Genomic DNA, 13,406 nt, shown 5'->3' on the forward strand with positions numbered 1-13,406 from the left:
AACGAATCCCCCACCGACGACTCCGAACCGTCCCCCACGGCGACGGGCATGACCGCCCGCCCACCTGCCCTGAGTGAACGGCTCGCCACACTGCACCAACACTGTTGAAGGAGAAGATCACCATGGACTGGCGCCACGAAGCCATCTGCCGTTCCGAAGACCCCGAGCTGTTCTTCCCGGTGGGCAATTCCGGCCCCGCACTCGCCCAGATCGCCAAGGCGAAGCTGGTCTGCAACAAGTGCCCGGTCACCAACGCCTGCCTCGCCTGGGCCATCGAGTCCGGCCAGGACGCCGGCGTCTGGGGCGGCATGAGCGAGGACGAGCGCCGTGCGCTGAAGCGCCGCAACAACCGCGGCCGCGCCCGCACCCGCGTCGCCACCGCCTGACCGCGACCCCGACGTACCCAGGGGTGATTTCTCCCCTGACGTACTCCCCCGGTATCCTGAAACGGTTATACGTACCATCTACACCGTCAACGAGGAGCCGTCATGAGCAAGCGTGGCCGCAAGCGTAAGGACCGTCGCAAGAACAAGGCGAACCACGGTAAGCGTCCGAATTCCTGATATTCGCACAGCACCGACGAGGCCCGGCCCGGGATGAGACATCCCGGGCCGGGCCTCGCTGTGAGAGATCAGTCGGAGTAGCGGATCCTCACCGACGTCGTCGTCACCGTCGCCTGCAGGGAGGTCATGATCCGGCCGCGCAGTTCCTGCGGGGCCTGGCCACAGCACCGGGAGCGAAGGAGCTCACGGACCTGCTGCTCGATACCGAGCGCCTCCAGGCATGAGGGGCACGCGTCCACGTGCCGCTCGAGCCGGGCGCGGGCGCGGCGGTACTGCTCACCCTCACAGTCACCGTTCTTGACGTCGATGTACTTGTAGAGCACCTCGACAAGCTCGTCGCACTCGCTCCGTCCCGTCCCGCTGCACGGGTTGTCGCCCATGTTCCCAGGGTTGTCAGACATTCCTTGTCACACTCCTCAGATCTTCCCTGCCGGCCGCTTCGCCGTTCCGATGCCGTGCTCGACGGCGACGTCCTTGAGTTTCGCCCGCAGCTGCCGCCGACCGCGGTGCAGTCGGCTCATCACCGTTCCGATCGGCGTGTCCATGATCTCGGCGATCTCCTTGTACGGCAGCTGTTCGACATCCGCGTAGTAGACGACCATGCGGTAGTCGTCCGACAGGCTCATCAGGGCGTCCTGGATGCGCTTGTCGGGAATCCGGCGCAACGCCTCGATCTCCGCCGACTGCAGGCCGGTGGAGTCGTGCGACGCCGAATCAGCCAGCTGCCAGTCGGTGACCTCCTCGTCCGATGTCTCCTTCGGACGTCGCTGCGCCTTGCGGTACTGGTTGATGTAGGTGTTGGTGAGGATGCGGTACATCCACGCCTTCAGGTTGGTGCCGGGCCGGTAGGAGCCGAACGCCTGGAACGCCTTCATGTAGGCGTCCTGGACAAGGTCCTGGGCGTCGGCGGGATTGCGGGTCATCCGCAACGCCGCACCGTAGAGCTGGTCCAGCAGCGGCAGCGCATCCTCCTCGAAGCGTGCGAGCAGTTGCTCGTCGCTGTCACCGGTGCGCTTCACTGGGTTGTTCATGGGCTCCTTCCCGTTCACCCTGTCGGACTCAACGCCACGTGCGTCGGTCTTGTTCCCACCCATCTTAGTCCTGTGTGTGCGCCGTCCCCTCCCGGTCAGCCCCGCCAGCACCCGTGAGTTCCGGACCGTTCACGGCGACACTGCCCACCCGGCGGTCGGCTTCCCTGGTGCGCAGCACGCCGAGCACCCGGTCACCGGGCACGGACGCCGCCAACGCCCGCCGGTCGTCGTCGGACCCGTCCAGCCACGCCAGCGCCTCCTCCCCACCCGCAGCCCCGGTGCCGCCTGTACCGCCGGCACCCAGCAGCAGGGGCATACGGTCGTGCAACCAGTCGACCGGCCCCGCCGACGCCGTGGTCACCATGGTCGCCGTCAGTCGCGCCCCGCCGTCCCCGTCAGACGGACGGCACAGGCCCGCCGCCACGAGCGGGCCGGACGGGGCGTCGACGTAGTGCGGCTGCCGGTCCTTCCACTCGTACCAGCCGTCCATGACGAACAGGCAGGGTGCCGACCCCCGGAAGCTGGCCTTGTCGAAGACGGTCTCCCCACGGGCGTTGAACAGCACCGTGCCGGGACGCCAGGGCGCCGGATAGCCCCACTCCGCCGGCCCGAGGGTCACCGCACCGGCGAAGCGGCGGAGCACGGGGACGGTGTGGGTCGGCGCGATGTTCCAGCTGGGCCGCGGCAACCTCCCCGCCACCCCGACCCGCTCACCGACGAGCCGCGACACCGCCGCGAGGACCGTCTCGGTGGTACTGAACATCACGTAGCGTCCGCACATGTCACCGAAACTACCTCCGTTGGCCCACCTGTGGACCGGCACGTGGGATAATGGCGGCCATGACAGCCGAACTGTGGCCTGCTCCCGTGGCCTCCTCCCCCGTGTCCGCGACCGTGTCTGTCCCCGGGTCGAAGTCGATCACCAACCGCGCCCTGGTGCTCGCCGCCCTGGCGGAGGGACCGAGTGTCGTCGAGGGTGCCCTGCGCAGCCGCGACACCGACCTGATGGCGGACGCCCTGAACGCTCTGGGGGCCTCGGTCGCCGTCGACGGGGACACCTTCACCGTTACCCCCGGTGAGCTGCACGGGGCGGAGATCGAGTGCGGTCTCGCGGGCACGGTCCTGCGGTTCCTCCCCCCGGTGGCGGCGTTGGCGGACGGGGAGGTCCTGTTCACCGCCGACGACGCGGCGCAGAAGCGTCCGATGGGCGGGACGTTGGCCTCGCTGGACGCCCTGGGCGCCCGGGTCACCGGTTCCGGCGACGCGGGCCGCCCACTGCCCTTCCGGGTCACCGGCACCGGTGGACTGCGCGGCGGCGAGGTCCACATCGACGCCTCGGCGTCGTCCCAGTTCGTCTCGGGCCTGCTGCTCGCCGGCGCCCGCTTCGACGACGGGGTGACCGTGGTGCACACCGGCACCGCGATCCCGAGTCTGCCGCACGTGGAGATGACGGTGGAGATGCTGCGCGCGGCCGGTGTGCGGGTCGACACCGGGTTCAACCGGTGGACGGTGCACCCCGGGCCCGTCGCCGGCCGGCACTGGTCCGTGGAACCGGACCTGTCGAACGCCACGCCGTTCCTCGCCGCCGCGGCCGTCACCGGCGGCACGGTGCGGGTACCGGACTGGCCGTCGACGACCACCCAGCCCGGTGACCAGTTCCGGGTGATCCTGCAGGACATGGGGGCGGATGTCGAGCACCACACCCACAGCGGCGTGCTCGAGGTCACCGGTGCCGCGGGCGGGTCTCTGCAGGGCATCAGCTGGGACCTGCACGACGTCGGCGAGCTCACGCCCACCGTCGCCGCACTCTGCGCCGTCGCCGAGGGCCGCAGCCACCTCTACGGCATCGCCCACCTGCGCGGGCACGAGACGGACCGGCTCGCGGCACTGCAGCGTGAACTGTCCTCGCTGGGCTGTGGGGTCACCCAGACCGAGGACGGACTGGTCATCGACCCGCAGCCGTTGCGCGGCGGGGTGTGGCACACCTACGCCGACCATCGCATGGCGACCGCGGGGGCGGTTCTGGGCCTGGTCACCCCGGACGTCCTGGTGGAGGACATCGCCACCACCGCCAAGACACTGCCGGACTTCGACCTGCGGTGGACGCAGATGGTCGAGGGCTGAGTGCACTGATGGCACGTTCCAGCGGCAGGCGGCAGTACGACGAGTCCGACATCCGGGTCCGCCCGGGCAAGGGCACCCGCCCCAGGACGAAGGACCGTCCCGACCACAAGGACGCCCTCACCGGCATGGTCGTCACCAAGGACCGGGGACGCTGGGGGGTCGTCATCGACGGGAGCGACCCGGACGCCCCTCCGGCGATCTGCATGCGGGCCCGTGAACTCGGCCGCACCCCGGTCGTGGTCGGTGACCGGGTCGCGGTGGTCGGGGACGTCTCGGGACGCGACGGGACACTGGCCCGCATCGTCCGGCTGGAGGAGCGCTCCACGGTGCTGCGCCGCACCGCCGACGACACCGACCCCTATGAACGCATCGTCGTCGCCAACGCCGACCAACTGCTGATCGTCACCGCCGTGGCCGACCCGCCGCCACGCTCGGGATTCGTCGAACGTGCCCTCATCGCGGCGTTCGTGGGTGGTCTCCGGCCGGTGCTCTGCCTGACCAAGTCGGACCTCGCCGACCCCTCCGCCTTCGCCGCAGAGTTCGCCTCCCTGGACGTGGAGGTGATACTCGGCGGGGTCGACGATCCGCTCGGCCCGGTGACCGACGTGGTCACCGGGCACCTGACCGCACTGATCGGCCACTCGGGTGTGGGGAAGTCCACCCTGGTCAACCGGCTGGTCCCGGGCGCGGACCGTGAGACCGGCGTGGTGTCGGGCGTGGGCAAGGGACGGCACACCTCCACCCAGTCGGTGGCACTGCGCCTCCCCGGTGGCCCCGACGCCGGCTGGATCGTGGACACCCCGGGGATCCGCAGCTTCGGGCTCGCCCACGTGGACCCCGACACGGTGATCGGGGTCTTCGAGGACCTGGGCGCCGTCATCGGCGACTGCCCGCGGGGATGCACCCACGCCGGTCCCCCGTCCGACCCCGAGTGTGCCCTCGACTCCCTGACCGGTGCGAGTGCCCGACGGGTGACCGCGGTGCGCTCACTCCTGGAGGCCCTGCGCAGCAACAATGACTGGGAGATGTGAGCCCGGCGCCCCGGATCAGTCGGCCGAAGGCTGCACGGACCGGATCACCGCGCCTCTGAGGGCGGCGGAGTCCACGACCGTGTGACCGCCGTGCATCCGCAGCGGGAGGTCGTTGACGTCGACGCCCTCCAGCCCGACCGCGCCGCTGTCCCCGGCGGAGAGCATGACGGGCCTCCCACGCCTGCGTGTCTCCATCCGCCTCACCGTGCCGCGCAGGACACGGTCGCCGACCTCCAGGGCCGCCGGCGCCCCCACCACCACCGCGCCGGACTCCACGGTACCGGTGAACAACCTGCCCCTCCCCGTGACGGTGAAGACGTCGTCGACCCGGAACACGAAGGGCGTGGCCGGGTCCACCGTCTCCGCCTGCCGGTGTGGCCGCCCGCTGAACAATGCCATGTGCCGAGCATAGAGGATGCCCGGTCAACCGGCGCGCGAAGCTATACCTGTCTATTTTTATTAATTCAAAGTTGTGAGAGTTCAAATCTGTCGGTACGGTGGTGTCATGCGCACAGATCCGACAGCATCCTGGGCCGAGCAGGTGCGGCAGCTGGGGCTCCGGGCCACACCGGGCCGCGTCGCCGCCCTGCGGTACCTGCATGACCACCCCCACAGCACCGCCGCACAGGTCCACGCCGGGATCAGCGGGGAGCTGCCCACGGTGTCCATGCAGTCCGTCCACAACGTGGTCAACGATCTGAGCGCACGCGGACTCCTCCGCCGCATCGACCTCCCCGGCGCGGGTGCCGCACGTTTCGAGACCAACGCGGAGGACAACCACCACCACATCCAGTGTGTGGTGTGCGGCCGGCTCGAGGACGTCGAGTGCGTCATCGGCCACGCCCCCTGCCTGACCCCCGCCGAGGGGCACGGTATGCACACCGTGCTCGCGGCGGACGTCATGTTCCGCGCCGTCTGCGAGGACTGCGCGACCGACGAGAACACCCACACCCCGACCCACACCCCGACTCACACCCAGGAGAAGATCCATGACTGACCCGATGTCCGGTTGCCCTGTCGCCCACGGCGGCGGCTCCACGCCCCAGGGCGGCCACGCGCCGCAGGAGTCCCAGGCCGAGCGCGGCGAGGCCCAGGGCGCCCGCCTGCCGCTGCCCACCGAGGGCAACGCGAACCAGCGTTGGTGGCCCAAGCGGCTGAACCTGCGGCTGCTGGCGCACAACCCGCAGGAGATCCGCCCGACCTCGGCGGACTTCGACTACGCCGAAGCCTTCAGCCGTCTCGACCTCGCCGAGGTCAAGAAGGACATCGAGGAGGTCCTGACCACCTCGCAGTCGTGGTGGCCGGCGGACTTCGGCCACTACGGTCCCCTGATCATCCGCATGGCGTGGCACTCCGCCGGCACCTACCGCTCGCAGGACGGACGTGGTGGCGGCGGCGCCGGCCAGCAGCGCTTCGCACCGCTGAACAGCTGGCCCGACAACGTCGGCCTGGACAAGGCCCGCCGCGTGCTGTGGCCGGTGAAGAAGAAGTACGGCCAGAACCTCTCCTGGGGTGACCTGATGATCCTGGCCGGCAACGTGGCCCTGGAGTCCATGGGCTTCGAGACCTTCGGCTTCAGTGGTGGCCGCGAGGACGTGTGGGAGCCGGAGGACGTCTACTGGGGTTCGGAGACCGACTGGCTCGGTACGGACGCCCGCTACGCCGGCACCAACGAGACCTCCCGTGAGCTGCAGAAGCCCTTCGGCGCCACCACCATGGGCCTCATCTACGTCAACCCGGAGGGTCCGGAAGGCACCCCCGACCCGGCCGCCGCCGCGCACGACATCCGCGAGACCTTCGGCCGCATGGGGATGAACGACGAGGAGACCGTCGCCCTGATCGCCGGCGGCCACACCTTCGGCAAGACCCACGGCGCCGCGCCCGACAACGAGGAGAACGTGGGCCCGGACCCCGAGGCCGCACCGTTGGAGCGCCAGGGCCTGGGCTGGGAGAACCACCACGGCGAGGGCAAGGGCGACGACCAGATCACCTCCGGCCTGGAGGTCACCTGGACCTACCACCCCACCCGCTGGGACAACGAGTTCTTCCACATCCTCTTCGCCTACGAGTGGGAGCTCACCAAGGGCGAGGGCGGTCACTTCCACTGGCGTCCGAAGGACGGCGGCGGCGCCGACATGGTCCCCATGGCGCACTCGGACGGCCGGCGTGAGCCGCGCATGCTGACCACCGACATCTCCCTGCGCGTCGACCCCGCGTACGAGAAGATCTCGCGTCGTTTCAAGGACGACCAGGAGGCCCTCAGCGACGCCTTCGCCCGCGCCTGGTTCAAGCTCACCCACCGTGACATGGGCCCGAAGTCCCGGTACATCGGCCCCGAGGTCCCCTCCGAGGACCTCCTGTGGCAGGACCCGCTGCCCGAGCCCGAGGGCGAGGGTCTCACCTCCGCCGACATCGAGTCGCTCAAGGGCAAGGTCCTGGACTCCGGTCTCGGTGTGTCCCGCCTGGTGAAGACCGCCTGGGCCTCCGCGTCCACCTACCGCGGCACCGACTTCCGCGGTGGCGCCAACGGCGCCCGGATCCGTCTCGAGCCGCAGCGCAGCTGGGAGGCCAATGAGCCGGCCCAGCTCGCCGAGGTGCTGTCCACGCTGGAGTCGATCCGCACCGACTTCAACGAGAACAACGCCCCACGGCACCTGTCCCTGGCTGACCTGATCGTCCTGGCGGGCAACGCCGCCATCGAGAAGGCCGCCGCCGACGCCGGCACTCCGGTGACCGTCCCGTTCACCCCGGGACGCGTGGACGCCTCCCAGGAGCAGACGGACGTCGAGTCCTTCGCCTACCTGGAGCCCCGGGCGGACGGCTTCCGCAACTACCAGGCCTCCGACCTGGACGTCCCCGCCGAGCACCTGCTCGTCGACAAGGCCGACCTGCTGGGCCTCACCGCCCCGCAGATGACCGTCCTGGTCGGTGGCCTGCGCGCTCTCGGCGCCACCCACGGTTCCTCCGACCACGGTGTCCTCACCGACCGGCCGGGCGTGCTCAGCAACGACTTCTTCGTCAACCTGCTGGAGCTCGGCAACGACTGGGTCGCCGTGGACGGGAACGCCACCGTCTTCCGCTGCACCGACGGTGAGACCGGCGAGGAGAAGTGGACCGGCACCAGGGCGGACCTGGTCTTCGCCTCGAACTCCGAGCTGCGTGCCCAGGCCGAGGTGTACGCCAGCGACGACGCCGCGGACAAGTTCCTCGCCGACTTCGTCGCCGCGTGGACCAAGGTCACCGAGGCCGACCGCTTCGACCTGCACCGCTGACACGCCCTGCGGGGCGCTGTGACGCCCGCGCAGTGAACGGGTCCGCCCCCACCGGTTCTCCGGTGGGGGCGGACCCGTTTCGCACGTCGGTCGTCCGCCGACCTACATCAGGTCGACGAGGACCCCGAGTTCACGGGAGTCGTACCAGCTCATCAGGTTGTCCTCGCAGTCACCGAGCGTGATCTCCGCGTCCTGGTCCCCCAGGTCGGCGGCGTCGACGGCCTCGATCGCCGCCGCGGTGGCCGGCTCATTGCCCTCGTCGTCCACGTGGATCGCCACCAGGTCGTCCACCGAGACCACCGGTGAACTCAACCGGACGACGGACTCACCCTTCTCCGGCTCCGGGGTGACCGTGGCGTCGTCCAGCTCGAAGGAGGCCACGACCCGACGGTGCGGGAAACGGTCCTCGTCGCCGATCCCCAGCAGCCGCAGGGACGCCCGGGCGGCCTCGAGGAAGGCCGCGTAGGAGATCTCCTCGTCGTCCCCCGCGGTGTAGAACTCCCGCAGCGCCGGGGTGAGCGCGAACCCGACACCCGAACGCACCGGCATCCTCCCCTCGCGTGCGAGGGTCCCGAGCATGCCGAAGGTCGCCGGTACGAAGACTCGCATCCTAGTACGTCCCTTCGAGTCCGAGCAGCCCGGAGATCTCCACGATCGCCCGGTCGAACTGCTGGTAGTACACGCCGATCAGGCCGGACTCCACCGCACCCTTGACGTTGAGGATCGAGTCGTCGACCAGGATGCAGTCACTCACGTCGACGCCGAGCCGGTCCGCGGTGATCATGAAGATCTCCGGGTCCGGCTTGTCCACACCGACCTCCCCGGACAGGACCACGGTGTCGACGTAGCCGGCCTCCTCCCAGGTGCGGATCGGGTCCGCACCGGGGCCACCCGGGTCGTTCGAGAGGATCGCCGTTCCGTAGCCGGCGTCCCTGGCCGCGGTGAGGACCTTGCGCCAGCGACGGCGGTCCTCCTCCGCTCCGTCGAGGACGCCACAGTAGTCCACAATCAATGCTCGCATAACTCACATTGTGCCACGCTGACCGCTATCATCGTCGAGCATGGGGGCTGTACCGGGGAACACCGAGGAAAAGACACCTGCGTCACCGGCGAGGACGCGCTACGAGGCGGTGCCGGGACTGGTCTACCTGCGCCGTCCGGGGCCGGTGGCCACGCGCGGGGTCCGCTCCCCCGCCGACGCACCCTCCACCGGGGCCACGAGCACCTCAGACACCGCAGTGGCGGCGGATCCGCCGCCGGCCACCGACGGACGCACTGCGCCGGCGGTCCGGGCCCGCGTCGGGATGCTGGTCGGGGTCTGGCTGGAGGTGCTCGACGGCCGGCGTCCGGTCTCCGTGCTCAGGAAAGGCCCGTTCTCGCCCCGGGTCTCCGACGACCTGCGGGGCCGGATCCGCGACTCCCGCCCGTCGCCGGGCGACACCTCCCCCCGGCCGGTGTCACGGGTGCTGAGCGTGCACCTGCCGCCCACGCACCCGGAGCGGCTCACGTTCACCGCCAGTGTGGCCCACGGTGACCGGGTACGGGCGGTCGCCGGACACCTCGCCCGCTACGACGGGCGCTGGCGCATCGAGACGCTCACGCTGATCTGACCCCGGTCCGCCCACCGGCCGGTCGACGTGCACCGGCGGTCGGCGGGCCTACCCGCCGATGATCGTCTTCGGCACCGACTTCTGCTGCTCCTGCTCCTGCGAGGTGCGGGTGTCAGCCGGGTCGTCGATGTTCAGGGGACCGTCCTGCGGCCCGCCCTGTTCAGCCTTCTGCTGCCGGAGCTGCTTTCGCACCAGGAAGAGCTGACGGATCGTCTCCTCCTTGATGCCGTCGTTCATCCGGCCGAACATGTCACCGCCCTCACGCTGGTACTCGACCAGCGGGTCGCGCTGCGCCATGGCCCGCAGGCCGATGCCCTCCTTGAGGTAGTCCATCTCGTAGAGGTGCTCGCGCCACTTCTGGTCGACGACGTTGAGCACCACGCCGCGCTCCATGCCGCGCATCTGGTCCTCGCCGCCGACCGAGGTGACCGACTCCTCCAGCTCGTCGTAGAGCTTGTGTGCGTCCTCCTGCAGTGCGCGGAGCAGCTGGGAGGCGGTGAGCTCGCCGGGGGAACCGTACTCCGAACCGTCGATCAGTTCGGTGTAGGACACCGACGGACCGTAGAGGGCGTCCAGCGCCGACCACAGTTCATCGAGGTCCCAGTCCTCCACGTAGCCTTCGGCGGTCGCGCCGTCGACGTAGGCCGCGATGGTGTCGTCCATCATCGCGCGGACGTTGTCGGCGATGTCCTCGCCCTCGAGAATCTGACGACGCTCCCGGTAGATGACCTTGCGCTGCTCGTTGAGGACCTCGTCGTACTTGAGCACGTTCTTGCGCATCTCGAAGTTCGAGTTCTCCACCTGGGCCTGCGCACCCTTGATCGCGTTGGTGACCATCTTGGAGTCGATCGGCATGTCGTCCGGCACATTGAGCCGGGTCATGAGGTTCTCCATGGTCTGACCGACGAAACGGGTCATCAGGTCGTCACGCATCGACAGGTAGAAACGGGTCTCACCCGGGTCTCCCTGACGGGCCGAACGGCCACGCAGCTGGTTGTCGATACGCCGTGACTCGTGGCGCTCGGTGGCCAGCACGTACAGTCCGCCGACCTCGCAGACCTTCTCGGCCTCCTCCTTCGACTTCCGGCGGGCCTTGACGATCTCCTCGTCCCAGGCCTCCTGGTACGCCTCGGGGTCCTCGACCGGGTCGAGCCCACGCTCACGCAGGGTGAGGTCGCAGATGATGTCGGGGTTGCCGCCGAGCACGATGTCGGTACCACGGCCGGCCATGTTCGTCGCCACCGTGACGGCGCCGAGACGGCCCGCCTGGGCCACGAACTCGGCCTCCTTCTCGTGCTGCTTGGCGTTGAGGACGTTGTGCCGGATGTGCCGCGCCTGCAGGAGCTTCGACAGGTACTCGGACCGCTCCACGGAGGTGGTGCCGACGAGGACCGGCTGGCCCTTCTCGACACGCTCGGCGATGTCGTCGGCCACGGCCTCGAACTTCGCCTCCTGGGTCTTGTACACCAGGTCGATGTGGTCGTGGCGCTGGTTCGGCTTGTTGGTGGGGATCGACGCCACGTCGAGCTTGTAGATCGACTTCAGCTCCGCGGCCTCGGTCTCGGCCGTACCGGTCATACCGGCCAACTTGTCGTAGAGGCGGAAGTAGTTCTGCAGGGTCACCGTGGCGAGGGTCTGGTTCTCGTTCTTGATCTCCACACCCTCCTTCGCCTCGATGGCCTGGTGCATGCCCTCGTTGTAGCGGCGCCCGTCAAGGATGCGGCCGGTGAACTCGTCGACGATGACGACCTCACCCTTGCGGACGATGTAGTCCTTGTCCTTGGTGAACAGCTCCTTGGCCTTGATGGCGTTGTTCAGGTAGCTGACCAGCTGGGAATGCTCCGGGGAGTAGAGGTTGTCGATGCCGAGCTGGTCCTCGACGAACTCCACGCCCTCCTCCTTCACACCCACGGTCTTCTTCTTCGGATCGACCTCGTAGTGGATGTCCAGGGTCATCTTCGGCACGATCCGGGCGAAGGCGGTGAACCACTGGGAGGAGCCGGACACCGGGCCGGAGATGATCAACGGGGTACGAGCCTCGTCGATGAGGATGGAGTCGACCTCGTCGACGATGGCGTAGTTGTGGCTGGAGTCCCGCCGCTGGACCAGGTCGTCCAGGGAGTGGGCCATGTTGTCACGCAGGTAGTCGAAACCGAACTCGTTGTTCGTCCCGTAGGTGATGTCCGCGGCGTAGGCCTTGCGCCGGTCCGCCGGACGCTTGCCCGACAGGATGACGTCCGTCTCCAGGCCGAGGAAACGGTGGACACGGCCCATCCACTCCGAGTCACGGCGTGCGAGGTAGTCGTTGACGGTGACGACGTGGACACCCTTGCCCGACAGGCCGTTGAGGTATGCCGGGAGCACACAGGTCAAGGTCTTGCCCTCACCGGTCTTCATCTCCGCGACATACCCCCAGTGCAGGGCTGCACCACCCATGACCTGCACCTTGTAGTGCTTCTGCCCCAGCACGCGCCACGACGCCTCACGTGCCGTGGCGAAGGCCTCGAGGAGGATGTCGTCGAGGCTCTCCCCCTTCTCGAGACGTGCGCGGAATTCAGCGGTCTTGCCCTGCAGTTCCTCGTCCGAGAGGGCGGCGTACTCGTCCTCCTTGGCGATGACCTGGTCCGCGATCGCGGACAGTCGCTTGACGGCGCGGCCTTCACCGAGGCGGAGAATCTTCGAAAGTCCTAGCACGTGCTATTCGTCCCTTACCTTGTGTTGCACCTGTGGGTTCTTGCTGGCGTTGTTGCTCGGGGTCTTGAACGGGTACCCGGGCACCCGTGCGAGATCAAGCTTTCAGTCTACCTCCGCCACCGCGCCTTGCACAGCAGAAGACACCGTAGGTGCCGACGACACCTGCGGCACCGACGGCACAACGCGGTCGGCGGCCCCGGGGACGTGGTGTCCCCGGGGCCGCCGACCGGCCGGACGGTACAGGTCCTGCCGTCCGCTACTCCCCGTCCTCGGCACCGCCGGTCAGGGCGATCAGACCGTAGTCGTAGGCACGTCGGCGGTACACCACCGACGGGCGACCGGTCGCCTCGTTGACGAACAGGTAGAAGTCGTGGCCCACCAGCTCCATCTCGCTCAGCGCGTCATCCACACTGATCGGGGTGGCCGGGTGCTCCTTCTCACGGACGATCCGGCCGGGCTGGAACTGCTCGGCGTAGGGGTCGACGTCGAAGGGACCCGGCTGTTCCGCAGCCTCCTGCTCCGCCTCCTGGACGAGGTCGGCCGTGGCCTCCCCGACGGAGACCGGGGCACGATGCCCGGACCGCGAGATCTTGCGGCGTGCCTTGACCTTGCGCAGGGACCGCTCCATCTTGGCGATGGCCGACTCCAGTGCGGCGTAGAAGGAATCCTCCTTCGCCTCCGCACGGGCGATGTGCCCCTTGCCGGTGGCGGTGATCTGGATGCGGTCGGACTCGTCCGCACGGCGCGGGTTGCGCTCGTGCTGGAGCTCCACATGGAAGTAGGTGAGGGTCGGATCGAGCCGTTCGACCTTGGCGAGCTTCGCGTTCACCCGCTCTGCGAAGTGCTCGGGAATCTCCACGTTGCGGCCGGTGATCTCCACCTGCGCCTCCGGAGCAGCACCCTCTGCCGTGATGTCCTGCTGGTTCTGGACGGTCATACTCATCCTCCCGGTCTCCACGCCGCCTGCCACCGGTGAACGGGATTGTCCACCGACGACCTGTTGGCGACATCTTCCCTCCCGATAGTACCGACGTTCAGGCGGCGCCGGGGCCGGCCCGCACCACCCGTGCCCCCGCTGACC

The 13,406-nt window shown here is 68.9% G+C and carries 14 protein-coding genes; 6 read left to right on the plus strand and 8 right to left on the minus strand.

Annotated features, from left to right (window positions below):
* The first annotated feature begins 122 nt into the window (after positions 1–122).
* Positions 123–386: a WhiB family transcriptional regulator gene (locus Q0A34_RS03140; RefSeq protein WP_038546744.1), complete on the plus strand. Its 264-nt coding sequence runs from the start codon at positions 123–125 to the stop codon at positions 384–386.
* Positions 387–631: 245 nt separating this feature from the next.
* On the opposite strand, the gene rsrA is transcribed toward Q0A34_RS03140, so the two are convergent.
* From rsrA to Q0A34_RS03155, 3 genes are all read right to left on the minus strand, one after another.
* A complete protein-coding gene (gene rsrA / locus Q0A34_RS03145) occupies positions 632–964 on the minus strand; it encodes a mycothiol system anti-sigma-R factor (RefSeq protein WP_291478380.1) in 333 nt (110 codons plus the stop codon).
* Between the two features lie 15 nt (positions 965–979).
* Positions 980–1,594, minus strand: coding sequence for a sigma-70 family RNA polymerase sigma factor (locus Q0A34_RS03150; protein ID WP_291478382.1), 615 nt, complete (start codon positions 1,592–1,594; stop codon positions 980–982).
* Positions 1,595–1,658: 64 nt separating this feature from the next.
* On the minus strand, positions 1,659–2,375 hold the full coding sequence (locus Q0A34_RS03155) for an SOS response-associated peptidase (protein ID WP_291478383.1): 717 nt from the start codon (positions 2,373–2,375) through the stop codon (positions 1,659–1,661).
* A 50-nt stretch (positions 2,376–2,425) separates the two neighbouring features.
* On the opposite strand from Q0A34_RS03155, the gene aroA reads away from it, so the two are divergent.
* Together aroA and rsgA are read left to right on the plus strand one after the other, a co-directional pair.
* Positions 2,426–3,718: a 3-phosphoshikimate 1-carboxyvinyltransferase gene (gene aroA, locus Q0A34_RS03160; protein WP_291478384.1), complete on the plus strand. Its 1,293-nt coding sequence runs from the start codon at positions 2,426–2,428 to the stop codon at positions 3,716–3,718.
* A gap of 8 nt (positions 3,719–3,726) precedes the next feature.
* Positions 3,727–4,749, plus strand: a complete 1,023-nt coding sequence (gene rsgA, locus Q0A34_RS03165; protein WP_291478386.1) for a ribosome small subunit-dependent GTPase A — start codon at positions 3,727–3,729, stop codon at positions 4,747–4,749.
* 15 nt (positions 4,750–4,764) lie between these two features.
* Here the strand turns inward: rsgA and Q0A34_RS03170 are convergent, their stop codons facing one another.
* On the minus strand, positions 4,765–5,148 hold the full coding sequence (locus Q0A34_RS03170; RefSeq protein ID WP_291478388.1) for an elongation factor Tu: 384 nt from the start codon (positions 5,146–5,148) through the stop codon (positions 4,765–4,767).
* 106 nt (positions 5,149–5,254) lie between these two features.
* Between Q0A34_RS03170 and Q0A34_RS03175 the strand changes: the two genes are divergently transcribed.
* Both Q0A34_RS03175 and katG read left to right on the plus strand, forming a co-directional pair.
* Positions 5,255–5,746: a transcriptional repressor gene (locus Q0A34_RS03175; RefSeq protein ID WP_291478389.1), complete on the plus strand. Its 492-nt coding sequence runs from the start codon at positions 5,255–5,257 to the stop codon at positions 5,744–5,746.
* On the plus strand, positions 5,739–8,021 hold the full coding sequence (katG, locus tag Q0A34_RS03180; protein ID WP_291478391.1) for a catalase/peroxidase HPI: 2,283 nt from the start codon (positions 5,739–5,741) through the stop codon (positions 8,019–8,021). The genes Q0A34_RS03175 and katG overlap by 8 nt, the downstream gene beginning before the upstream one ends.
* A 102-nt stretch (positions 8,022–8,123) precedes the next feature.
* On the opposite strand, the gene Q0A34_RS03185 is transcribed toward katG, so the two are convergent.
* Entirely contained in the window at positions 8,124–8,630 is a 507-nt protein-coding gene (locus tag Q0A34_RS03185; protein ID WP_291478392.1) for a hypothetical protein, read from the minus strand.
* Between the two features lies 1 nt (position 8,631).
* Positions 8,632–9,042 carry an HAD-IA family hydrolase gene (locus Q0A34_RS03190; protein WP_291478394.1) on the minus strand — a complete coding sequence of 137 codons (411 nt, stop codon included), beginning with the start codon at positions 9,040–9,042 and terminating at the stop codon, positions 8,632–8,634.
* A 40-nt stretch (positions 9,043–9,082) separates the two neighbouring features.
* Here Q0A34_RS03190 and Q0A34_RS03195 point away from each other — a divergent pair, with 40 nt between their 5' ends.
* The gene (locus Q0A34_RS03195; RefSeq protein ID WP_291478396.1) at positions 9,083–9,631 is read left to right on the plus strand and encodes an Rv3235 family protein; all 549 of its coding nucleotides are present in this window, start codon (positions 9,083–9,085) and stop codon (positions 9,629–9,631) included.
* A 48-nt stretch (positions 9,632–9,679) separates the two neighbouring features.
* Here the strand turns inward: Q0A34_RS03195 and secA are convergent, their stop codons facing one another.
* Positions 9,680–12,325 carry a preprotein translocase subunit SecA gene (secA, locus tag Q0A34_RS03200; protein ID WP_291478398.1) on the minus strand — a complete coding sequence of 882 codons (2,646 nt, stop codon included), beginning with the start codon at positions 12,323–12,325 and terminating at the stop codon, positions 9,680–9,682.
* 256 nt (positions 12,326–12,581) lie between these two features.
* Positions 12,582–13,262: a ribosome-associated translation inhibitor RaiA gene (gene raiA, locus Q0A34_RS03205; RefSeq protein WP_291478400.1), complete on the minus strand. Its 681-nt coding sequence runs from the start codon at positions 13,260–13,262 to the stop codon at positions 12,582–12,584.
* Between the last annotated feature and the right edge of the window lie 144 nt (positions 13,263–13,406).

It is taken from the genome of Corynebacterium sp. (assembly GCF_022712195.1).
Taxonomy (GTDB): Bacteria; Actinomycetota; Actinomycetes; order Mycobacteriales; family Mycobacteriaceae; genus Corynebacterium.

Excerpts from the sequence above, each read along its gene's own strand:
- Q0A34_RS03140 (WP_038546744.1), top strand. The coding sequence starts at position 123 with ATGGACTGGCGCCACGAAGCCATCTGCCGTTCCGAAGACCCCGAGCTG.
- rsrA (WP_291478380.1), bottom strand. The coding sequence starts at position 964 with ATGTCTGACAACCCTGGGAACATGGGCGACAACCCGTGCAGCGGGACG.
- Q0A34_RS03150 (WP_291478382.1), bottom strand. The coding sequence starts at position 1,594 with ATGAACAACCCAGTGAAGCGCACCGGTGACAGCGACGAGCAACTGCTC.
- Q0A34_RS03155 (WP_291478383.1), bottom strand. The coding sequence starts at position 2,375 with ATGTGCGGACGCTACGTGATGTTCAGTACCACCGAGACGGTCCTCGCG.
- aroA (WP_291478384.1), top strand. The coding sequence starts at position 2,426 with ATGGCGGCCATGACAGCCGAACTGTGGCCTGCTCCCGTGGCCTCCTCC.
- rsgA (WP_291478386.1), top strand. The coding sequence starts at position 3,727 with ATGGCACGTTCCAGCGGCAGGCGGCAGTACGACGAGTCCGACATCCGG.
- Q0A34_RS03170 (WP_291478388.1), bottom strand. The coding sequence starts at position 5,148 with ATGGCATTGTTCAGCGGGCGGCCACACCGGCAGGCGGAGACGGTGGAC.
- Q0A34_RS03175 (WP_291478389.1), top strand. The coding sequence starts at position 5,255 with ATGCGCACAGATCCGACAGCATCCTGGGCCGAGCAGGTGCGGCAGCTG.
- katG (WP_291478391.1), top strand. The coding sequence starts at position 5,739 with ATGACTGACCCGATGTCCGGTTGCCCTGTCGCCCACGGCGGCGGCTCC.
- Q0A34_RS03185 (WP_291478392.1), bottom strand. The coding sequence starts at position 8,630 with ATGCGAGTCTTCGTACCGGCGACCTTCGGCATGCTCGGGACCCTCGCA.
- Q0A34_RS03190 (WP_291478394.1), bottom strand. The coding sequence starts at position 9,042 with ATGCGAGCATTGATTGTGGACTACTGTGGCGTCCTCGACGGAGCGGAG.
- Q0A34_RS03195 (WP_291478396.1), top strand. The coding sequence starts at position 9,083 with ATGGGGGCTGTACCGGGGAACACCGAGGAAAAGACACCTGCGTCACCG.
- raiA (WP_291478400.1), bottom strand. The coding sequence starts at position 13,262 with ATGACCGTCCAGAACCAGCAGGACATCACGGCAGAGGGTGCTGCTCCG.